The sequence below is a fragment of the Hephaestia mangrovi genome (assembly GCF_019880555.1).
In the GTDB taxonomy this organism is placed as follows: domain Bacteria; phylum Pseudomonadota; class Alphaproteobacteria; order Sphingomonadales; family Sphingomonadaceae; genus Sphingomonas; species Sphingomonas mangrovi.
Window position 1 is genome coordinate 1 of sequence record NZ_JAINVU010000008.1, and the last position, 20699, is coordinate 20699.

The window sequence follows — 20699 nt, forward strand, 5'->3', positions numbered from 1 at the left end:
GATTGCGTCGCTTATGCCGGCGAGCGCAGGCAGTTCGGCAAGCCGATCGCCGAGCATCAACTCATCCAGGCGATGCTGGCCGATTCGAAGACCGAGGCGCTCGCCGCCCGGGCGCTGGTGCTGGAAACCGCCGCCGCCAAGGATGCGGGTCGCGACGTTGTCCTCGAATCCTCCGCCGCCAAGCTGTTCGCCAGCGAGATGGTCGGCCGCGTCGCCGATCGCGCGGTGCAGATTTTCGGCGGGGCGGGCTATATCGCCGATTATGGCATCGAGCGGCTGTACCGCGACGTGCGGCTGTTCCGCATCTACGAAGGCACCAGCCAGATCCAGCAACTCATCATCGCCCGCGAAACGATGAAGCGCGGCGGCTGAACGGAGAGAGATGATGGATACCACCAACCTGTTCCGCCTCGATGGCCGCGTCGCGCTCGTCACCGGGGGCAGCCGCGGGATCGGCCGGATGATCGCCGCGGGCTTCGTTGCGCAGGGGGCGACGGTCTACATCTCGTCGCGCAAGGCCGAGGCATGTTTCGAAACCGCGAAGGAACTCGGCGACAAATGCATCGCGTTGCCGCAGGATGTCTCCACCGTCGCCGGCTGCAAGGCGCTCGCCGCGCAATTCGCCGAGCATGAGGCGAAGCTCGACATCCTCGTCAACAACGCCGGCGCGGCCTGGGGCGAACCGTTCGAGGATTTCCCCGAAAAGGGCTGGGACAAGGTGATGGACCTCAACGTCAAGTCGCCCTTCTTCCTGACGCAGGCGCTCTACGAGCCGCTCAAGGCCGCTGCCTCGCGCGATCGGCCGGGCAAGGTCATCAACATCACCTCGATCGACGGGCAGCGGCTCAATCCGTGGGAAACCTATAGCTATCACGCCTCGAAATCGGCGCTGATCTATCTCACCAAGCGGATGGCGGCGCGGCTGATCCGCGATTCGATCAACGTGACATCGATCGCACCGGGGGCGTTCGCCAGCGAGATGAACCGCGCCGCGCGCGATCATGGCGATGCGGTGGCGCAGGCGATCCCGGCGAAGCGGATCGGCGTCGACGAGGATATGGCCGGGGCGGCGATCTATCTCGCCAGCCGGGCCGGCGATTATATCGTCGGCGACACGATCACGGTGGACGGCGGGCTGGTCAACGCGGCGCTCGGCAGCTCGATCGACGCCTGATCAGCAGCGGTCGATCGCCGCGACCAGCGCCGACTGGCGGGCGGTGCCCGATTTGGCGAGCAGCGCGCGAAGCTGCGCGCGCGTCGTGCTGATCCGAACCCCGCGCAGGTCGGCATGATCGTCGAGCGAGCGGCCACGCATCAGGCTTTCGGCAAGCGCCGTCTCCGATGGCGTGAAGCCGAATCGCGCCGCGGCACGCGCCAGCCGGGCGCGCAAGGCGGCTTCGAGATCGATGATCGTGACGATCGCCGCCGGCTCGTCGCGATCGGTCGGGTCGACCGCGATCCGCCATGGCAGCCGCCCGGCGCGCCCGGCCAGCAAGCTGGCGCCGACTCGCCGTCGCGCCGCGTCGCGCAGCGCCCGTGCCAGCGTTTCGCCCAGCGCCGGATCGGCCATCGCGATCACCCCGTCCGCGCTAAGCGACAGCAGGTCGGCGGGCAAGGAGTGCGCGGCATGGTTGCTGTGCAGCACACGGCCGCGCGCATCGCACAACAGGCAGGCGTCATCGAGCCGGCGAAAGGCATAATCGCCCAGCGACAGCGTCCGGTCGACCCGCGCCAGCGCGGCGCGAGAGCGCATCATGCGGTTGAGATGCGGCAGCAGCGCCTGGATGCGTTGTTCGTCGGCGACGTCGAACGGCGTTCCGGTGCGCGACCGGTGCAGCCCCAAGGCGACGATCCGTCCGCCGATATCGGTCATCGCGCCCAGCCCGTGCAGCCGGTCGCCATTGGGCCGCGCGAAATCATTGTAGAATTCGCTGCTGCTGAAGGTGCGGGTCGGCACCAGTCGCTCGAAAGCAACCGCGTTATCCATGCCCATCCGGTGCCGCGTTTCCCACCACGGATCGCAGCCGTGATAATAAGCCTCGTAATCGACGAAGATCGAGGGATCGAGGTTGTAGGCGCTCTCGACCACCGGCCGATCGTCTTCGGCGAGCATCAGCCAGGTGCTCGCGGCGTTGACCGCCGTGGCGATTTCACCGGACAGGTCGCGATAGGCTTCGTGATCGACGATTGCATCGTAGATGCGCTCGATCAGCGCATCGTGCCCGCTATGTGTCCCCATTTATCCTCCATTTGAAGGATGCCCCGATTGCCTCTCAGGGTGCAGCATCGGCCGGCGCGAGTCGAGGGGGGCTCGCCCATGGGCCGGCAACGGCCCGTGTGGCGGGTGTGGTCGGGGCGGCGTCAGCGACCCGCGACTGCTCCGGCCACACCCAAAGCACCCTTTTGCACCCGCGAATAGTGTCGACATACCCTGGATTGGGGATGCGCCGGCTTGGCAATTCGCGCAGGGTTATTTCCGCGCGGACGGCGGCGCGATCCGCCGCTCGTTTGCCAAGGCCGATCGACGGGCCTGATGGGTCATCGATTGGGGATACGGCCGGAGGGCGCACGCGACCCGAGTCCTCCGGCCGTGTCTTCACCCCGCGATGCCGCCCGCGGCAAGCACCGCCAGCGTCACCAGCTCGCTCGCGCTTGATGTCATCGGCGCGATCTGCACCGGCTTTTCCATGCCGATCAGCATCGGGCCGATCATCGAATCGCCACCCAGTTCGCGCAGAATCTTGGCCGAGATGTTGGCCGATTGCAGGCCGGGCATGATCAGCACGTTGGCCGGGCCGGACAGCCGCGCGAAGGGGTAATTGGCCAGTTGCCGGGGGTTGAGCGCGACATCGGGCGCCATCTCGCCTTCATATTCGAAGCCCGGCTTGCGCTCGTCGAGCACCTTCACCGCGGCGCGGATATTGTCGAGCCACTGGCCCTCGGGATTGCCGAAGGTCGAATAGCTGAGGAAGGCGACGCGTGGCTCGTGGCCCATCCGCCGCGCGACCTGCGCGGTGCGCTCGGCGATATCGGCGAGTTCCTCCGCATTGGGGCGCTCGTTGATCGTCGTATCGGCCATGAACACGGTGTGCGTCTGGCCGACCAGGATGTGGATGCCGAACGCGACGCCGCCATCGGCCACGTCGATCACCCGGCGCACTTCGCGCATCGTGCGGGCATAGGTGCGGGTGATGCCGGTGATCATCGCATCGGCCTCGCCCAATTGCAGCAGCAGCGAGCCGAAGATGTTGCGATCCTGGTTGACCATCCGCTCGCAATCGCGGCGCAGATAGCCGCGACGCTGCAGCCGCTCGTAAAGGAAGTCGACCATCTTCGGCACCAGCGGCGAATGCCGGCTGTTGTGCAGTTCGAAGCTCTTGGGATCGTCGACGCCCAGCTTGGCGAGTTCCTCGTAAACCTCGTCGCGGCCGACCAGCACCGGCGTGCCGTAGCCGCCGTCGCGGAAGGCGATCGCGGCGCGCAGCACCACCTCTTCCTCGGCCTCGGCAAAGACGACGCGCTTCGGGCAGGCCCGCGCGCCTTCATAAGCCTGGCTCAACACCGCCGTGGTGGGATTGAGGCGGCCGCGCAGCGTTTCGCGATACGCTTCCATGTCCTCGATCGGCTTGGTCGCGACGCCCGAATCCATCGCCGCCTTGGCAACCGCGGCGGGGATTTCCTCGATCAGCCGCGGATCGAACGGCGCGGGGATGATATAATCGGGGCCGAAGCTGTGGCGTGTGCCGTAAGCGGTGGCGACTTCCTCGGGCACCTGCTGGCGCGCGAGCCGGGCGAGCGCCTCGGCCGCGGCGACCTTCATCTCCTCGTTGATCGTCGTCGCGCGCACGTCCAGCGCGCCGCGGAAGATGAACGGGAAGCCGAGCACATTGTTGACTTGGTTGGGGTAATCCGAACGGCCGGTGGCGATGATCGCGTCGGGGCGCGTCGCCTTGGCCAGCGGCGGCGCGATCTCGGGATCGGGATTGGCCATCGCGAAGATGATCGGCTTGGGCGCCATCGTCTTGAGCAATTCGGGCGGCAGCGAATTGGCCGAGGCGAGGCCGAAGAACACGTCGGCGCCGTCGATCGCTTCGGCCAGCGTGCGCTTGTCGGTGGCAACCGCGTGGGCCGATTTCCACTGGTTCATGTCGTCTTCGCGGCCCTGATAGATCACCCCGGTCTTGTCGACCATCAACAGGTGATCCGACGGCAAGCCCATCGCCTTGATGAGCTCGGCACAGGCGATCGCTGCCGCGCCGGCACCCAGCATCACGCAACGCGTGTCCTTGATGTCGCGCCCGGTGAGGTGCAGCGCGTTGATCAGGCCGGCGGCGGCGATGATCGCGGTGCCATGCTGATCGTCATGGAATACCGGGATGTTCATGCGTTCGCGCAGCGCCTGCTCGATCAGGAAGCATTCGGGCGATTTGATGTCTTCGAGGTTGATGCCGCCGAAGCTGGGTTCGAGCAGCTCGACCGCCTCGACGAAGCGATCGACATCCTCGGTGGCGACCTCTAGGTCGATCGAGTCGACGTCGGCGAAGCGCTTGAACAGCACCGCCTTGCCCTCCATCACAGGCTTGGAGGCGAGCGCGCCCAGATTGCCGAGCCCGAGGATCGCGGTGCCGTTCGAGATCACCGCCACCAGGTTGCCCTTCACGGTATAGTCATAAGCAGCCGCGGGGTCTTCGGCGATCGCGCGCACCGGCACCGCAACGCCGGGGGAATAAGCGAGCGCGAGATCACGCTGCGTCGCCATCGGCTTGGAAGCGACGATCTCGATCTTGCCCGGGCGGCCCTCGGAATGGAACAGCAGCGCCTCGCGCTCGGAAAACTGGACGTTCGATTCGTCGGCCATCGGCATCCTCTCGGGTGGTCGGTTCCAATGTCTTTAGGCAGCCTTCGCCGCTACGTCACCCCGGCACTGGAGCGGATGCGTGAAACTCGCTAGGCAGCGGCGAATGTCCGCCGCTCCCACCCCGATGATGGCCCAGTATCTCGCGCTCAAGGCGGAGGCCGAGGATTGCCTGCTGTTCTACCGTATGGGCGATTTCTTCGAATTGTTCTTCGACGATGCCAAGGTCGCGGCCGCTTGCCTCGACATCGCCTTGACCTCGCGCGGCGAGCATGGCGGCGAGAAAATCCCGATGTGCGGCGTGCCGGCGCATTCGGCCGAAGGCTATCTCGCGCGCCTCATCAAGGCCGGCCACCGCGTCGCGATCGCCGATCAGACCGAGACGCCGGCCGAGGCGAAGAAGCGCGGCGGATCGAAGGCGCTGGTCGCACGCGGCATCGTCCGCGTCGTCACCGCCGGTACGCTGACCGAGGAGGCCTTGCTCGATTCCCGCGCCGCCAATTGGTGCGCTGCGATCGGCGAAGCGGGCGGCGGCATCGCGATTGCCGCTGCGGATATCTCGACCGGGCGATTCGAGATCGTCGAGAGCTCGGCGGCCGGCCTCGCCGCCGATCTTGCGCGGCTGGCGCCCGCCGAAACGATCGTCGCCGAAGCGAGCGAGCACGCGATGCTCGCGACCGGCGACCGGCCGAAGAGTGAGTTTGACAGCGGACGCGGCGAACAACGCCTCAAGGCGCTGTTCGGCGTGGCGACGCTCGACGGATTCGGGCACTTCTCGCGCGCCGCGCTGGCGGCCGCGGGCGGCCTCGTTGCCTATCTCGATCACACCGCGCGCGGCAGCCTGCCTTTTCTTCGCCCGCCCCGTCTCGCGCGGGCGAGCGAGACGATGGCGATCGATCAGGCGACGCGCGAGAGCCTCGAACTCGTCCAGACGACGAGCGGGCAGCGCAAGGGCAGCCTGCTCGACGCCACCGATCGCACCGTCACCGGTGCCGGCGCCCGTTTGCTCGCCGCCGATATTGCCGCCCCGCTGATGGATCGCGCGGCGATCGACGCGCGCCTCGATCTCGTCGCGCTGTTCCACGACGAGCCGAGCTTGCGCGAAACGGTGCGCGCCGCCTTGCGCGCCTTGCCCGATATCGGCCGCGCATTGGGTCGGCTGGTGGCCGGGCGAGGCAGCCCGCGCGATCTCGGCCAGCTTCGCGATGGGCTCGACGGCGCCTGGCGCCTCGGCGAACGGCTCGATCGCGTCGAGCTCAGACCCGCCCTTCTCGGCGAATTGACCCCGCAATTGCGCGGTCACGGCGCGCTGATCGATCTCTACACCCGCGCGCTGGTGCCCGCGCCGCCGATCGACGCCGGCGATGGCGGCTATATCGCGGAGGGCTATGACGCCGCGCTCGACGACCTGCGCGCGACCGGCGCCGGCGGGCGGCGGGCGATCGCCGCGCTGGAGGCCGACTATCGCCAGCGCACCGGCATCAACGCGCTCAAGGTCCGGCACAACGGCGTGCTCGGCTATCATATCGAAGTGCCGGCCAAGCATGCCGATGCGCTGATGGCGCCCGATAGCGGCTTCACCCATCGCCAGACCTTGGCCGGCGTGGTCCGCTTCAACGCGCCCGATCTGCATGACGTGGCGATGAAGTTGACGCAGGCCGGTGCGCACGCGCTGGCGGCGGAAGCGGCGCATCTCGAGGACCTTATCGCCGCGGCGCTCGATACGCGCGAAACGGTCGCCGCGACCGCCGACGCGCTCGCGCGGCTGGACGTAGCCGCCGCGCTGGCCGAGCGCGCGGTCGAGGGCGGCTGGGTGCGCCCGGCGCTCGCCGATCATGCTTGTTTCGAGGTCGAGGGCGGCCGCCATCCGGTGGTCGAGGCGGCGCTGGCGGTGACCGGCGAGCGGTTCGTCGCCAACGATTGTGCGCTGTCGGAAAACTCGCGCTTGTGGCTCGTCACCGGGCCGAACATGGGCGGCAAATCCACCTTCCTGCGCCAGAACGCGCTGATCGCCGTGCTTGCCCAGGCCGGCAGCTTCGTGCCGGCGGCGAAAGCGACGCTCGGGCTGGTCGATCGCTTGTTCAGCCGCGTCGGCGCGTCGGACAATCTCGCCCGCGGCCGCTCGACCTTCATGGTCGAGATGGTCGAAACCGCCGCGATCCTCGCACAGGCGACGCCCGACAGTTTCGTCATCCTCGACGAGGTCGGTCGTGGTACCTCGACTTATGACGGTCTGGCGATCGCCTGGGCGGTGGTCGAGGCGATCCACGAGGACAATCGCTGCCGCTGCCTGTTCGCGACGCATTATCACGAGCTGACGCGCCTGGCCGAGCGTTGCGACGCGCTGTCGCTCCACCATGTCCGCGTGCGCGAGTGGAAGGGTGAGCTGGTGCTGCTTCACGAGGTCGCCGACGGGCCGGCCGATCGCAGCTACGGCCTTGCCGTCGCGCGCCTCGCCGGAATGCCGCCGGGCACCGTCTCGCGCGCCAAGGCGGTGCTCGCCAAGCTCGAGGCGGGGCGCGAGAAGACCGGCGGGCTTGCCGCGGGCCTCGATGACTTGCCGCTGTTCGCCGCCGCACAGGAGGCGGAGGAAGAGGAATGCGATGCGCTGCGCAGCGAGATCGAGTCGCTCGACGTCGATGCGCTCTCGCCGCGCGACGCCCTCGATATGCTCTATCGGCTCAAAGCGCTGGCTCGTGATGGCTGACGGCGGTGTCGCCGTGTGTCAGCAATGCCAGCAGCAGCGCCAGCACGCCGGCCGCGCCCGCCGCCACCCATAAGGCATTGTCGCCGATCGTCTGCTGCGCGCGTCCGCCAAGCACCACGCCCGATGCGAAGCCGAGCCACAGCACGAGATAGGGAAACCAGCCGAAAGCCGGCCCGCCGCCGGTCAGCGCGGCGGTCAGTTTCTGGCCGATCCTGACCAGCGACCCGGTCATGTAGGTAAGCCCGATCGATACCTCGCCGTCGCGGCTGAACACGCCGTTCTCCGCGCCCATCGCCACCGCCAGCAGCATCAGCGGGAACCGCCGGTCGGTGAAGCCGGTGACGAGCGCGGCGAGCCCGAGCAGCACCGCGACCGCCAGCATCACCACTGGCTTGCGGCGGCGCGCGAAGCGCATCGACAGCATCGTTGCGATCATCACTCCGCAGATGAAGGCGCAGATCAGCGCGCCCGCGGTCCTGGCGCTGGCATGATCGGCGGTGGCGATGCCGACGCCCAGCCGCGTCGTATTGCCGCTCATGAACGAAGCGAAGAAGCCGCCGAGATCGAGATAGGCCAGCGCGTCGACGAACCCCGCCAGTGCGGCGAGCAGGACGGCGGCGGCGATCAGCGGCGGGCGATAGCGGTCCATGCGCGTCCTTTTGCCGATTGGCGCCGTGCGTTTCCACCCCGAACTTTGCCGTTGCGTTTGCGCGCGCTACAGGAGCGGGCATGACCGGCACCGCATGGCAATTCGGCCCCTTGCTCCCGTGGCTCGACCTCGCCGGGCTGGCGGTATTCGCCGCGACCGGCGCGCTGGCCGCGGCGCGACGCGGTCAGACGATGGTGACGCTCGCCTTTTTCGCGCTTGTCACCGGCGTCGGCGGCGGCACGGTGCGCGACCTCCTGATCGGCGCGCCGGTATTCTGGGTGCAGGACCGCCTAGCGGCGATCGTCTGCCTTGGCGTCGCGCTGGTCATCTGGATGACGCCCGAGCGCTGGTGGAAGGGATCGGCCCTGGCCTGGCTCGATGCCGTGGGGCTGGCCGCTTATGCGGTGTTCGGCGCAGGCAAGGCGCTCGGCTTCGGCGTCCCGCCGGTGCCGGCGGTGGTGATGGGCGTGATCTCGGCCTGCGTCGGCGGCATCATCCGTGACGTGCTCGCCGGCGAGCCTTCGATCCTGATGCGCCCCGAACTTTACGTCACCGCGGCGGCACTCGCGGCGACGCTCTACGTCATCCTGCGATTGCTCGGCTTGCCCGCGTTCGAGGCGGCGCCGCCGGCGGCGCTCGCCGGGTTCGGCCTGCGCGCCGCGGCGATCCACTGGAACCTCGCGCTTCCCGCCTATCGCGGACGCAGCGACGACCGTTTCGACGATTGAGCGCGCCGCCGCCGCCGGGGCGGGCGGCGCGCTCGGCAGCGCCCTTACGATTGGCCCTCACGCGCCTTCGCGGCGAACTCGTTGAGCTGCTTGACGGTCTCGTCGAACCGCCCCTCGGCCTCGGCGTTGCGGAGGAACTTGACGCGCTCGACGAGGATTTCCGGCGGCGTCGGCTGCTGCGCGAACAGCACCATCACCTCGTCGGCGAAGTCGTCGAGCGGCTGATAGCCCGGCCGGCTTTCCTGTCCAGGTGTCAGCCCGGTCTGCACCGCCGGCGGCGCCAGCTCGATGACCTCCACCTTGCCGCTCAGCGCCTCGCGCATCGCCACGCTGTACGAATGCAGCGCCGCCTTGGTGGCATTGTAGGTCGGCGTCGGCACCAGCGGGACGAAGGCGAGCCCCGACGTCACGTTGACGATCGCGGCGTTGGGCTGCGCGGCCAGATGGTCGATCAGCGCGTTGGTCAGGCGGATCGGACCCAGCAGGTTGGTAGTGATCGTCGCTTCGGCATCGGCAAGGTCGCGGCGGTGGTCGAGATCCTCGAAGCGCATGATCCCGGCATTGTTGATCAGCACGTTGAGATCGGGGTGCGCATCGATCACGCGCCGGGCGAAATCCTCGATGCCGGCGGGGCTGTCGATGTCGAGCGTCAGCGCGTGCATGTTCTCGCGCCCGGCGATCGCCCGGTCCAGCGCGTCCTGCCGCCTGCCCGCGACGATCACCTTGTTGCCGAGATCGTGGAGACGCTGTGCCAGCGCGGCGCCGATGCCCGATCCGCCGCCCGTCATTAGGATGGTGTTGCCGGTCTGTTTCATGGGTTTGCTCCTTGGTCGGTTGCGCTATCGATCTAGGCGGCTACGATCGATTGGCGAGAAGGCACCCGAAAGATTTATACTTACCCGAAAGAGAGTGTGAGGAATGACCAGCCTGCCCTTCGACGACGCCGCGATCGATCGCGCCCGCCATATCGCCGCGACCGAACCGCCCGACGACTGCGATCCCCGCGTTGAGGCGCTGGTCAACGATCTGATCGGCCGGGTCGCCGACAAATGGACGATGATCGTGATCGAGGTGCTGACCGAACATGGCGAACTGCGTTTCACCCAGCTCGGCCGCAAGGTACCGGGGATCAGCCAGAAGATGCTCACGCAAACGCTCCGCCAGATGGAGCGTGACGGGATGGTGACGCGCACCGTCCATCCCGTGGTGCCGCCGCGCGTCGATTACCGCCTCACCGATCTGGGAGACAGTCTCGCCGCGGCGTTTTGCGGCGTGTGGCTGTGGGCGGAGGAGAATCTCGGCCGCATCGAGGCGGCCCGAGCCGCCTTCGCCGCCCGCGAAACCCATTGAGTTTGATCCACTTGCGTGGAAGTGCCGCGCCGATTCAGCGCAGCCGAAGCCCGACCCTAGTCTCGCACCACGCCCGTTTCGGTAAACGGCTTCGGCTCGACGGGTGACGCCACCGCGTCGTTGAGCTCGCACTGCCAATAGCCGACGTCAATCCAGCGGCCATGCTTGAAGCCGACTTCGCGGAAGAACCCGGCGCGGCGGAAGCCGACTGCCTCGTGCAGCGCGATCGAGTGATCGTTGGGCAGCGCGATCGCGCCGATCGCCTGGGTGAAGCCCTGCGCCCTGAGCGTGTCGATCAAAGCGGCGTAGAGCAGCCGCCCGACGCCCTGGCCCTGCACCGCGCCGGTGACGTAGATCGAGGTCTCGACCACCCAGCGATAGGCCTCGCGCTCGCGGAACTTGGTGGCATAGGCATAAGCGAGCACGCCCTCGTCGTCGCCGTCGGTCGCGACCAGCCAGGGATAGAAGCCGTCCGACGCTTCCATCCGCCGCCGCATCGCCCGCGCGTCGGGCGCGACCGTCTCGAACGAGACGACGTTGGTCAGCACATGCGGCGCATAGATCGCCGCGATCGCGGCGGCATCCTCGGGCCGAGCCGGGCGGATCGCGATCACAGCGACAGCTTTGCCAGGATCGCATCCATCAGGCTGACGTCCCTGGGGGAGGGATCGGCCGGCCCCAGCGCACCGCATTCCAGGCATCGCGCCTGGATCGCGGCGCCGTTCGACAGCCGGCGAACCTCGCCCAGCACGTCGGCGAACACCGCCCGGCGCTGCGCCGCGATGCGGCTAAACGCGTCGCCTTGCGTATCGGCATCGTCGTCATCGCTGTTGCGCGCGATCTGGGCAGCGAGCTGTTCGAGCCGCCCCGGCTTCTTTTCGAGATATTCGGCATGGACCTTGGCCGGATCGAGCCCGGCGCGCTTCGCGGCCTCGGCGATCGCGTCGTGGAGGTTGCCGAAGCGATCGACCAGCCCGATCTGCCGCGCGGTGCCGCCGTCCCACACATGGCCCTGCGCGATCTCGTTGACGCGCTCAGGGCTCATCTTGCGCGCTTGCGACACGCGGCCGATGAACTGATTGTAGCCATTCTCGATGCCGGCCTGGAAGATCGCGTCGACGGTCTGGTTGGTGCCGCCGATCACGTCGGGCTGGCCCGAAAGCGGCGTCGTCTTGATCCCGTCCGAGGTCACGCCGATCTTCTTCAGGGTATTCTCGAAAGTCGGCACAATGCCGAAGATGCCGATCGATCCGGTGATCGTATTGGGCTCGGCGAAGATCATGTCGCCGGCGGTCGACACCCAATAGCCGCCCGATGCCGCCAGGCTGCCCATCGATACGATCACCGGCAGCTTCTGCGCCTTGGCCTGCATGATCGCCGATCGGATCTGCTCCGACGCGAATGCCGAGCCGCCCGGCGAATCGACGCGCACCACCAGCGCTTTCAGATTTTTCTTGGCCAGCCCGTCGAGCACCAGCTTGGAGATCGTGTCGCCAGCCGCCTCGCCGGGGCCGCCCTTGCCGTCGACGATATCGCCGGCGACCGTGATGACGCCGATCGCATCACCGCTCGATTTGGCCGGATTTGCCGCGATATAATCGTCGAGGTCGATCTTGTTGAACGTGCCCGCCGCCTTGCCCGATGGCGCGCCGGCGATCTCGGCGACGCGCTTGCCGAAGGCGATGCGGTCGCCGAGCTTGTCGACGATGCCGGCGGCGAGGTTGGCCTTGGCGATGTCGCCGCCCGCGGCGAGGATCGGCTTGTCGGGCGCAGTCAGGAATTGCGCGAGCTGTGCCTTGGGCCGCGCCTTCGCCACGCCCTCGCGCCATTGATCGAAGATCGCGCCATAGAGCTGCTGGTCGGCCTGCTTCGCCTCAGGCGAGGCGTCGGTGCGGATATAGGGTTCGACGTACGATTTGAACTTGCCGACGCGATAGACGTGGACGTCGACGCCGAGCTTGTCGATCAACCCCTTGTAGTAAAGCTGCGATCCGCCGGGGCCCATGAACAGGCTGCCGCCCATCGGATTGATCCAGATCTCGCTTGCTTCGGAAGCGAGGCGATAGCCCGAATCGGTATAAGCGGTGGCATAAGCGAGCACCGGCTTGCCGCTCGCGCGCACCCGGCCGAGTGCGTCGGCAACCTCGCTGATCGCCTCGGGATAGCCGCCGCCGAAATGATCGAGATCGAGCACCACGGCTTTCACGCGGCCGTCGCTCTTCGCCGCGTCGATCGCGCGGACGAGATCGCGCAGCCGGAATTCGTGGGCGACGTCCTGGCCTGACAGCAGCGCCATCGGGCTTACCTCGCGCGGTTGCTCGACGATCGTGCCGTCGAGATCGAGGTCGAGCGCGCCGTCATGGATCGACGCCGGGCTCGGCCGCGCGTTGAGCGCCGCGAACAGGGCGCCGAAGAACAGCAGCATGGCGACCAGCACCAGCGCGTCCTTGATGCCGACGAGCAGCTTCCATGCGCCCCGAACCAGTTTCACCGCGTTGCTCCTTCGCTTGCCCGCAAGGGTCTTGCCTCTTCGCTAGACGATCGGGCAGGGGGAGTAAACGGCCTGTCTTACCGGACCAATACGGCTGCGAAAATATTGCACGATGGCCGTTGACGATCGCATCGACCCTCCACATATCCGCGCCTGTTGGCACTCTACTGAGGTGAGTGCCAGAAAAGTGTCACATCCTGTGAAGAGAGGGACCACAGCAATGAACTTCCGTCCGTTGCACGACCGCGTTCTCGTGCGTCGCGTCGAAGCCGAGGAAAAGACCGCAGGCGGCATCATCATTCCCGACACCGCCAAGGAAAAGCCGCAGGAAGGCGAAGTCGTCGCCGCCGGTGCGGGCGCCAAGAGCGAAGAGGGCAAGGTGACCCCGCTCGACGTCAAGGCTGGTGACCGCATCCTGTTCGGCAAATGGTCGGGCACCGAGGTCAAGGTCGATGGCGAAGACCTCCTCATCATGAAGGAAAGCGACATCCTCGGCATCGTCGAGGCCTGATCGCTTTCTCGCTACACTCTCCACTTTCTCCACTTCAACGCCAATAGGAGCCAATCAACATGGCAGCCAAGGACGTAAAATTCGCCCGCGACGCCCGTGAGCGCATCACGCGCGGCGTCGACATCCTCGCCGACGCGGTGAAGGTCACGCTGGGGCCGAAGGGCCGCAACGTCGTGATCGACAAGTCGTTCGGTGCCCCGCGCATCACCAAGGACGGCGTCACCGTCGCCAAGGAAATCGAACTGAAGGACAAGTTCGAGAACATGGGCGCGCAGATGGTCCGCGAGGTCGCCTCGAAGACCAACGACGTCGCCGGCGACGGCACCACCACCGCCACCGTGCTCGCCCAGGCGATCGTTCGCGAGGGCATGAAGTCGGTTGCCGCCGGCATGAACCCGATGGACCTGAAGCGCGGCATCGACCTCGCCGTCCACAAGGTCGTCGACGACATCAAGAGCCGCTCGAAGAACGTCTCGGGCAATAACGAGATTGCCCAGGTCGGCACCATCTCGGCCAACGGCGACAAGGAAGTCGGCGAGAAGATCGCGGAAGCGATGGAGAAGGTCGGCAAGGAAGGCGTGATCACCGTCGAAGAGGCGAAGGGTCTCGATTTCGAGCTCGACGTCGTCGAGGGCATGCAGTTCGATCGCGGCTATCTGAGCCCGTACTTCATCACCAACCCGGAAAAGATGCAGGTCGAACTCAACGACCCGTACATCCTGATCCACGAGAAGAAGCTCTCGAACCTGCAGGCGATGCTGCCGATCCTCGAAGCCGTGGTGCAGAGCGGGCGTCCGCTGCTCATCATCGCCGAGGATATCGAGGGCGAAGCGCTGGCCACGCTCGTGGTGAACAAGCTGCGTGGCGGCCTGAAGGTCGCCGCCGTCAAGGCGCCGGGCTTCGGCGATCGCCGCAAGGCGATGCTCGAGGACATCGCGATCCTGACCAAGGGCGAGATGATCTCGGAAGATCTGGGCATCAAGCTGGAGAGCGTCACGCTCAACATGCTGGGCCAGGCCAAGCGCGTCACCATCGACAAGGACAACACCACGATCGTCGATGGCGCCGGCGATGCGGAGTCGATCAAGGCCCGCACCGAGGCGATCCGCCAGCAGATCGAAGTCACCACCAGCGATTACGACCGTGAGAAGCTCCAGGAGCGTCTCGCCAAGCTCGCCGGCGGTGTCGCGGTGATCAAGGTCGGCGGTGCCACCGAGGTCGAGGTCAAGGAGCGCAAGGATCGCGTCGACGACGCGCTGCACGCCACGCGGGCGGCGGTCGAAGAGGGCATCGTCCCCGGCGGCGGCACCGCGCTGCTCTACGCCACCAAGGCGCTCGAGGGCGTCAACGGCGAGAATGACGACCAGACTCGCGGTATCGACATCGTCCGCAAGTCGCTGACCGCGCTGGTCCGCCAGATCGCTGCCAACGCCGGCCATGACGGCGCGGTGGTGTCGGGCAAGCTGCTCGATCAGGCCGATACGTCGTACGGCTTCAATGCCGCGACCGAGACCTATGAGAACCTGGTCTCGGCCGGCGTGATCGATCCGACCAAGGTCGTCCGCACGGCGCTGCAGAATGCCGCGTCGGTCGCCGGTCTGCTCATCACGACCGAAGCCACGGTCGCCGAGTTGCCGGAAGACAAGTCGGCTGCGCCGGCGATGCCCGGCGGCGGCATGGGCGGCATGGGCGGCATGGACTTCTGATTTTCGACCGAGGCAGCGAAGCACTGCCTCGGACAGAAAATCAGAACGGCCGGCGGGCCGGCGGCAACGCCGTCGGACCCGTCCGACGAAGCCTCGGCTTTGCCGAGGCCCGGCCCAGCCCAAGAAAACAGGCCGGGGGGCGTCACGCTCTCCGGCCTTTTTCTTGCAGTCTGCTCGATCCTTTCCTACAAAAATTGTTCCGCTAACGTTCTCTCCTGCCATCGAGCCAGATCCGCTTTCCCGCGCCTAGGGTCGTGACCTTCGGGCTGGCGCGGCGGACATAAGTGTGACACCGTGCATTGGTCCAACACGTCGAACTGGCGGGAGAATTTCGGTGATGAAGCGTCTGTGTCTCGCCCCGATCATGCTGCTCGCCGCGTGCAGCGGGAGTGGTGCCTCCAGCGCCGCGCCGACGCCATCGGGCCAGCCGGTCGAGGGGCTTCCCGCGGGCTTGCCGTTCAACGCCAGCCTCGAAGGCCATTTCGACAACCCGTTCGCGATCGCTTTCCTGCCCGATGGGCGCTTGCTCGTCACCGAAAAGCCCGGGCACCTCAAGCTGCGCGCGACCGATGGTTCGGTTGCTGACGTCGCGGGCGTTCCCGCCGTCGATTACGGCAATCAGGGCGGTCTGCTCGATGTCGCGCTGGCGCCTGATTTCGCATCCAGCCACGCGATCTATCTCAGCTATTCGGAGCCTGGGGCCGGCGGCAGCAGCCTCGCGCTCGCCCGCGCCACGCTCGATACATCGGGCGCGCAGCCGAAGCTCGTCGGCCTCAAAGTGATCTGGCACCAGATGCCGAAGGGTGAGGGCGGCCAGTTCGGCGCGGTGATCGCCTTCTCGCCCGATCACAAGCACCTGTTCCTCGCCTCCGGCGAGCGCCAGCGAAAGACGCCGGCGCAGGATCCCGATCAGGCGCTCGGCAAGATCCTGCGCTTCAATCTCGATGGCTCGGTGCCGAGCGACAATCCGATGGCGGCGCAAGGCGGCGCCCGGGCAATCACTTGGTCGACCGGGCACCGCAATCCCTATGGCCTCGTCTTCGCCGCCGACGGCCGGCTGTGGGAAAACGAGATGGGCCCGAAAGGCGGCGACGAGCTCAACCTGATCGAGCCGGGCAAGAATTACGGCTGGCCCAACGTCTCATGGGGCGACAATTACGATGGCTCGCCGATCCCCAAGCCCAAAGCGGGCGACGGCTATCAGCTACCGGTGCTTTACTGGGTGCCGTCGATCTCGCCCTCGGGCGCGATCATCTATACCGGCTCGATGTTCCCGCAATGGGATGGCGATTATATCGTCGGCGGCATGTCGGCAGAGGTGCTGGTGCGGATCGCGCTCGACGGCGCGACCGCGCGCAAGGCCGATCAGTGGAACATGGACATGCGCATCCGCGACATCGCCCAGGCGCCCGATGGCGCAATCTGGATGATTCAGGACGGTGACGACGCCCAGTTGATGCGTCTGACGCCCAAGACCTAATCGCGCGCGAGCAGATAATTCATCCGCGCCGCCGCGATCGGCCGGTCGCGATCGTCCTGCCAGGCGATCGCCTCGACATTGGCGACGCGCGTGCCCAGCCGGGTGACGATGCCCTGCGCGCGCGTTTCCTTCTCGCGGCCGCCGCGCATGTAATCGACGGTGACGTTGATCGGCTTGATCCGCCCGCCGCCCTCGGCCTCCAGCGCATATTGCAGCGCGACGATCGCGGCCATCTCCAGGAAGCCGCCGATCGCGCCGCCATGCAGGAAGCCGGGGCGGCCGAGCACGTCGCCGGAAAACGGCATGACGAGCAGCGGCGCGCCGTTCTCGCCTGTCTCGACGGTGAGGCCCAGGATGCTTGCATAGGGCGGCAGCGCGATCACGGCTGCGCCTCCAGGAACATGTATGTGCCGGCAACGTGCGCCAGCGGATCGTCCGGGTCGCCGTCATGCGCCTGGCCGCGGATGAAGGCGATCGCGCGGGTGATACGATAGCATTCGCCATGCCCGATCACCGTCTTGCCCGGCGTGGCGGGGCGCAGGTAATCGATCCGCAGATCCAGCGTTGCCTGCGCGCGGAAGTGCCCGAGCCGGCTCCAGATCGCCATGCTCGTCGCCATGTCCATCATCGTCAGGATCGGACCCGAAGCGATCACGCCGCTCGCCGGATCGCCGATCTGCGCGGGATCGTAAGGCAGTGCCAGCTCGACCCAGTCGGCGCCGTGAGCATGATAACGCAGGCCGAGCCGCCCGCCATGCCCGCCCGTCCCGCGCGAGAGAAACAAGTGCGGATCGAACGGCGGGAGAGCGGCATTGGTCACGCCATGGCCCTACACGGCTGGCGCCCATGTGCAAGAGCGCTGGCGCGGCTATCGATTGGTCGCCGATGATGAGCCGATTGCGGCGAAGTGTGTCTCACGGTAACTTGGGTTGCAAATGGCAACCCTTGGGAGAGGGCCGTGCATCCGAAGGTTCATGCCGGGGCAACGCCTGGCAAGCCCGCGCTGATTGTCGCCGAAACCGGCGAAACGATCAGCTTCGCCGAGCTTGATCGCCGGTCGAATCGCGTCGCGCAGCTGTTTCGAGAGCGAGGACTGCATGTTGGCGACACCGTCGCCTTTTTCTGCGACAATATTCCCGAATATTATGATCTCACCTGGGGCGCGCAGCGCGCCGGCCTGTTCTTCGTCTGCATCTCGTCGAAACTGACCGCGCCCGAGGCAGCCTATATCGTCGCCGATTCGGGCGCGCGGCTGGTCGTCGCTTCGATCGGGCTCGCTTATGCCGCCGAACGGCTCGCGCGTCTGATACCCGGTGTCACGAAGTTGATGATCGGCGATGCCGTGTCGGGCTGGGAGCCTTGGGAGCCTGCGGTGGAGGCGATGCTGGACGAGCCGATCGCCGACGAGCGCGCCGGGGTCGACATGCTCTATTCTTCGGGCACGACCGGGCGGCCCAAGGGTGTGCGCGTCGCGTTGCCCGAGGAGGCGGATGTCGCCGCGCCGACCGTGCTTGGCATGCTTGCGCAGCATCTCTACGGGTTAGGGCCCGAGACGGTCTATCTCAGCCCGGCGCCGCTCTATCACGCCGCGCCGTTGCGCTGGTCGATGACGGTGCAGCGGCTGGGCGGCACCGTGGTGATGATGCAGCATTTCGATCCGCTGGCGGCGCTCGCGGTGATCGAGCGGTATCGCGTCAATGCCAGCCAATGGGTGCCGACCCACTTCGTCCGGATGCTCAAGCTGAGCGACGACATGCGGACGCGGCACGATCTTTCCAGCCTGAAAGTCGCGATCCATGCCGCGGCGCCGTGCCCGATCCCGATCAAGCGCGCGATGATCGATTGGTGGGGGCCGGTGCTCTACGAATATTATGCCGGATCGGAAGGCAACGGGCTGACGACGATCAATTCGGCGGAATGGCTCGCCCATCCCGGCTCGGTCGGCCGCGCAGCCTATGGCACGCTGCATATCTGCGGCGACGACGGCGAGGAACTGCCGGCGGGCGCGGAAGGGCTGGTCTATTTCGAAGGCGGCGGCCAGTTCGAATATCACAACGATCCCGGCAAGACCGCCGACGCGCGCAACCGCCACGGATGGACGACGCTGGGCGACATCGGGCGGGTTGATGACGAGGGCTATCTTTACCTAACCGACCGCAAGAGCTTTATGATTATCTCGGGCGGCGTGAACATCTATCCGCAGGAGATCGAGAACCGGCTGGTAACGCACCCGCGGGTCGCCGACGTCGCCGTGATCGGCGCGCCCGACGAGGAGATGGGCGAGCGTGTCGTCGCGGTGGTCCAGCCGCTCGACATGGCGGACGCGACCCCGGCCTTTGCCGAGGAACTGCAACGCTGGTGTCGCACGGAACTTTCAGGGGTAAAGACGCCGCGCCAGATCGATTTCGCACCCGAGCTGCCGCGCCATCCGACCGGCAAACTCTACAAGCGTCTGTTGAGGGATCGCTACTGGGGCAAGGAGGGACGCCATATTGTCTGATATCGAAACATTCGAAGATCGCGTGACGATCTCGGTCGCCGACCAGATTGCCGACGTGCGATTGGCGCGCGCCGACAAGATGAACGCGATCGATCCCGCGATGTTCAGGGGCATCGGCGCGGCGATCGATCGGCTCGCCGGGCGGAAAGACGTCCGCTGCGTCGTACTGTCGGGTGAGGGGCGCGCGTTCTGCGCCGGGCTCGACATGGCGAGCATGGCGGCGGGGGGCTCGGGCCTGTCGAGCCGCGAGCGCAACGATCAGGGCGCGATCCTGCCGCAGCATGTCTCCTGGGGATGGCGCAACCTGCCGATGCCGGTGATCGCTACGGTGCATGGCGTCGCGTTCGGCGGTGGCTTCCAGATCATGTCGGGCGCCGACATCCGCTTCGCCGCGCCCGGCACGCGCTTCGCGATCCGCGAGGCGCATTGGGGTCTGGTACCCGATATGGCGGGATTCCCCTTGTGGCGGACGTTGGTACGGGACGATGTGTTGCGTGAACTGGTCTATACCGCGCGCGAATTCGGTGCCGAGGAGGCGCTGACGTATGGCTTCGTCACGCGTGTTGCCGAAGACCCGTTCGACCAGGCGATGGCGCTTGCGCGCACCATCGCGGAGCGCAGTCCACATGCGATCCGTGGTGCCAAGCGGCTGCTCAACATGGCGCATGACGCTGATCCGGTGGCGATGCTCGCCGCCGAGACCGAGGAGCAGGTCAAGGTGATCGGCCGGCCCAACATGATGGAGGCGGTCGCCGCCAACATGGCCAAGCGGCCACCCGTTTTCGAGGACTGATCGCCTCAATTGCCCTTGACGATCGCGATGAATTCGTTCGCTATACGTTCCAGTGCCGACTCGTGAGGAGAAGTGTCATGGCTGCCGATCTGGTGTTCTACACCAACCCGATGTCGCGGGGGCGGATCATCCGCTGGATGCTCGAGGAAGTGGGGTGCGATTACGACACCGAACTGCTCGATTACGCCTCGACGATGAAGGGCGATCCGTATCTGGCGATCAACCCGATGGGCAAGGTGCCGGCGATCGTCCACAAGGGGCGCGTCATCACCGAATGCGCGGCGATCTGCGCCTATCTCGGCGATGCGTTTCCAGCGGCAGGTCTTGCGCCTGCGCTCGATGATCGTGCCGATTATTACCGCTGGCTGTTCTTCGCTGCCGGCCCGGTCGAGCAGGCGGTGACCAACAAGGCCGCCGGATTTGAGCCGCCCGCCGAACGTGGCCGGATGTTCGGATACGGCAATTTCGACCTGACCGTCGATGTGCTCGAACGCGCGGTGAAGGCCAATCCCTATATCGCCGGCGATCGTTTCACCGCCGCCGATGTCTATGTCGGCTCGCAGGTGGCGTGGGGGCTGCAATTCGGCACGCTGCCGACGCGAGACGCATTTGTGGCTTATGCCGAAAAGCTCACCTCGCGGGACGCGGCGAAGCGCGCGGCAGCGAAGGACGATGCACTGATGCCCGCGCCCGAGCCGACCGCGGCCTGAGCGATCAGCCGCGCCGACGAGCGGCGCGGCGGTGCGGCAAGTCGGCCATGATCCGATCGCGTTCGGTGTCGGTCAATCGCGTCCACGCCGTGATTTCGTCGATCGTGCGCGCGCAGCCGTGGCAGCGCCGCGTCGCCGCATCGATCCGGCAGACATTGACGCATGGCGTCGCGATCGCGCGCGGCGGGACGATTTCGAGGAAGTCGTCCATGGTGTGCC

At 66.7% G+C, this 20699-nt stretch carries 20 protein-coding genes; 11 read left to right on the forward strand and 9 right to left on the reverse strand.

The annotated features are described in order from the left end of the window. Both K7G81_RS15380 and K7G81_RS15385 read left to right on the forward strand, forming a co-directional pair. Positions 1–372 (forward strand): acyl-CoA dehydrogenase family protein (locus K7G81_RS15380; RefSeq protein WP_255587143.1); only part of this gene is annotated, 372 nt, incomplete at its 5' end. Positions 373–385: 13 nt separating this feature from the next. Continuing rightward, positions 386–1174, forward strand: a complete 789-nt coding sequence (locus K7G81_RS15385; protein ID WP_223031819.1) for an SDR family oxidoreductase — start codon at positions 386–388, stop codon at positions 1172–1174. Here the strand turns inward: K7G81_RS15385 and K7G81_RS15390 are convergent, their stop codons facing one another. Then, complete coding sequence (locus K7G81_RS15390) at positions 1175–2239, reverse strand: helix-turn-helix transcriptional regulator (RefSeq protein ID WP_223031714.1); 1065 nt, start codon at positions 2237–2239, stop codon at positions 1175–1177. A 357-nt stretch (positions 2240–2596) separates the two neighbouring features. After that, entirely contained in the window at positions 2597–4858 is a 2262-nt protein-coding gene (locus K7G81_RS15395) for an NADP-dependent malic enzyme (protein WP_223031715.1), read from the reverse strand. A 124-nt stretch (positions 4859–4982) separates the two neighbouring features. Here K7G81_RS15395 and mutS point away from each other — a divergent pair, with 124 nt between their 5' ends. Next, complete coding sequence (mutS, locus tag K7G81_RS15400; RefSeq protein ID WP_223031820.1) at positions 4983–7562, forward strand: DNA mismatch repair protein MutS; 2580 nt, start codon at positions 4983–4985, stop codon at positions 7560–7562. Here the strand turns inward: mutS and K7G81_RS15405 are convergent. Further along, positions 7537–8211: a YoaK family protein gene (locus K7G81_RS15405; RefSeq protein WP_223031716.1), complete on the reverse strand. Its 675-nt coding sequence runs from the start codon at positions 8209–8211 to the stop codon at positions 7537–7539. The genes mutS and K7G81_RS15405 overlap by 26 nt on opposite strands. A gap of 80 nt (positions 8212–8291) precedes the next feature. Here K7G81_RS15405 and K7G81_RS15410 point away from each other — a divergent pair, with 80 nt between their 5' ends. Then, entirely contained in the window at positions 8292–8939 is a 648-nt protein-coding gene (locus K7G81_RS15410; RefSeq protein ID WP_223031717.1) for a trimeric intracellular cation channel family protein, read from the forward strand. Between the two features lie 44 nt (positions 8940–8983). On the opposite strand, the gene K7G81_RS15415 is transcribed toward K7G81_RS15410, so the two are convergent. Further along, positions 8984–9754, reverse strand: a complete 771-nt coding sequence (locus tag K7G81_RS15415; RefSeq protein WP_223031718.1) for an SDR family oxidoreductase — start codon at positions 9752–9754, stop codon at positions 8984–8986. 103 nt (positions 9755–9857) lie between these two features. Between K7G81_RS15415 and K7G81_RS15420 the strand changes: the two genes are divergently transcribed. Next, positions 9858–10289 (forward strand): winged helix-turn-helix transcriptional regulator, encoded by a 432-nt coding sequence (locus tag K7G81_RS15420; RefSeq protein ID WP_223031719.1) that lies wholly within the window; start codon positions 9858–9860, stop codon positions 10287–10289. 56 nt (positions 10290–10345) lie between these two features. On the opposite strand, the gene K7G81_RS15425 is transcribed toward K7G81_RS15420, so the two are convergent. Together K7G81_RS15425 and sppA are read right to left on the reverse strand one after the other, a co-directional pair. Then, positions 10346–10903 carry a GNAT family N-acetyltransferase gene (locus tag K7G81_RS15425; RefSeq protein WP_223031720.1) on the reverse strand — a complete coding sequence of 186 codons (558 nt, stop codon included), beginning with the start codon at positions 10901–10903 and terminating at the stop codon, positions 10346–10348. Then, positions 10900–12780: a signal peptide peptidase SppA gene (gene sppA, locus K7G81_RS15430; protein ID WP_223031721.1), complete on the reverse strand. Its 1881-nt coding sequence runs from the start codon at positions 12778–12780 to the stop codon at positions 10900–10902. The genes K7G81_RS15425 and sppA overlap by 4 nt, the downstream gene beginning before the upstream one ends. 220 nt (positions 12781–13000) lie before the next feature. Between sppA and groES the strand changes: the two genes are divergently transcribed. From groES to K7G81_RS15445, 3 genes are all read left to right on the forward strand, one after another. Next, positions 13001–13291, forward strand: coding sequence for a co-chaperone GroES (gene groES, locus K7G81_RS15435; RefSeq protein ID WP_223031722.1), 291 nt, complete (start codon positions 13001–13003; stop codon positions 13289–13291). A gap of 59 nt (positions 13292–13350) precedes the next feature. After that, positions 13351–14997 (forward strand): chaperonin GroEL, encoded by a 1647-nt coding sequence (gene groL, locus K7G81_RS15440; RefSeq protein WP_223031723.1) that lies wholly within the window; start codon positions 13351–13353, stop codon positions 14995–14997. 337 nt (positions 14998–15334) lie between these two features. Next, entirely contained in the window at positions 15335–16477 is a 1143-nt protein-coding gene (locus tag K7G81_RS15445) for a PQQ-dependent sugar dehydrogenase (protein ID WP_223031724.1), read from the forward strand. On the opposite strand, the gene K7G81_RS15450 is transcribed toward K7G81_RS15445, so the two are convergent. Together K7G81_RS15450 and K7G81_RS15455 are read right to left on the reverse strand one after the other, a co-directional pair. Beyond that, positions 16474–16857, reverse strand: coding sequence for a PaaI family thioesterase (locus tag K7G81_RS15450; protein ID WP_223031821.1), 384 nt, complete (start codon positions 16855–16857; stop codon positions 16474–16476). The two genes, K7G81_RS15445 and K7G81_RS15450, sit on opposite strands and share 4 nt — an antisense overlap. After that, positions 16857–17297, reverse strand: coding sequence for a PaaI family thioesterase (locus tag K7G81_RS15455; protein ID WP_223031725.1), 441 nt, complete (start codon positions 17295–17297; stop codon positions 16857–16859). Before K7G81_RS15455 ends, K7G81_RS15450 begins: the two co-directional genes overlap by 1 nt. Positions 17298–17435: 138 nt before the next feature. On the opposite strand from K7G81_RS15455, the gene K7G81_RS15460 reads away from it, so the two are divergent. The 3 genes from K7G81_RS15460 (at position 17436) to K7G81_RS15470 (ending at position 20480) form a co-directional block, all read left to right on the forward strand. Beyond that, entirely contained in the window at positions 17436–18977 is a 1542-nt protein-coding gene (locus tag K7G81_RS15460) for an acyl-CoA synthetase (protein WP_223031726.1), read from the forward strand. Then, a complete protein-coding gene (locus K7G81_RS15465; RefSeq protein ID WP_255587145.1) occupies positions 18970–19770 on the forward strand; it encodes a crotonase/enoyl-CoA hydratase family protein in 801 nt (266 codons plus the stop codon). The genes K7G81_RS15460 and K7G81_RS15465 overlap by 8 nt, the downstream gene beginning before the upstream one ends. A gap of 77 nt (positions 19771–19847) precedes the next feature. Next, positions 19848–20480 (forward strand): glutathione S-transferase family protein, encoded by a 633-nt coding sequence (locus K7G81_RS15470; protein WP_223031727.1) that lies wholly within the window; start codon positions 19848–19850, stop codon positions 20478–20480. A 4-nt stretch (positions 20481–20484) separates the two neighbouring features. Here the strand turns inward: K7G81_RS15470 and K7G81_RS15475 are convergent, their stop codons facing one another. Next, positions 20485–20691, reverse strand: a complete 207-nt coding sequence (locus tag K7G81_RS15475) for a DUF1289 domain-containing protein (RefSeq protein WP_223031728.1) — start codon at positions 20689–20691, stop codon at positions 20485–20487. Positions 20692–20699: the final 8 nt, after the last annotated feature.